1 protein-coding gene is annotated in these 884 nt (G+C 74.5%); it reads right to left on the reverse strand.

The annotated features are described in order from the left end of the window. On the reverse strand, positions 1-884 hold an 884-nt coding region (locus tag D471_RS36225), incomplete at both ends, for a DNA repair ATPase (protein ID WP_193789789.1).

Consider the following 884-nt stretch of genomic DNA (forward strand, 5'->3'; position numbering starts at 1 on the left):
CGGCGAACTCGGCCCGCCCCTCCTGGGCCAGCAGCTCCCCGCGGCGCGACTCCAGTGTGGCCCGGGCCCGGTTGATCCCGGCCAGGACCTCGCCGATCCGCTCCAGGATCCGCGTGCGGACCCGTGCGTCGCCGATGTCCAGGGACCCCACGACCTCGGTGACCACCTGGAGGCCCTCGGTGCGCTCCTCGATGCGCTCGCCGACGGCCGTCGCGGCGCTGACCGCGTCGATCCCCTCGGCCTCCCCGACCAGCCGCGCCACGTCGGAGTGGTAACCGTCGAACGCGTCGTCCTGTTCGAGGAAGCCCACCGTGCGCCGGCCGACCGCGTCGATCTCCTCGGACAGCCGCCCGTCCAGCTCGGCCAGCCGGTCGGTGTCCACGTAGCGCGTCTCGGAGAGCGTGGCCGCCTGCCCCTGCGCGCGGCGCAGTTCGGTCAGCCGCTCCACCCATCCCTCCGCCGACCGGGGGGTCTCGCCCCGCGACGTGCGGATGAGCGCGGTCACCCGCGCCTCGGTCTCCGCGAGGGCGTCAGCGGCCTGCCGGGTCAGGGCCTGGACGGTCTCGAACTCCTCCAGCACTCGCTCGGCGGTGGCCCGCACCTCCGCCAGCGGGGAGGCCAGGTCTCCCAGCTCCTCCTCGCCCAGCCAGTGGAAGCGGTCGGCCACCCGGCGGCAGGAGGCGATGATCGCCTCGAAGACCTCGGTGGACGGGCTCATGTCGCTGGCGATCCGGGCCACCGACAGGCACTCGGACACGCCGCGGACCAGTTCGGCGTTGCCGATGCGCTCCAGCGGACCCGTACCCACCGGCTGGGCCGCCGCGTACACGTCCGACACGTACGGCGTCCGCCACACCTGCATCGGGTGCACGCGGGGCGGCTCC

The organism is Nocardiopsis lucentensis DSM 44048, assembly GCF_000341125.1.
In the GTDB taxonomy this organism is placed as follows: Bacteria; Actinomycetota; Actinomycetes; order Streptosporangiales; family Streptosporangiaceae; genus Nocardiopsis; species Nocardiopsis lucentensis.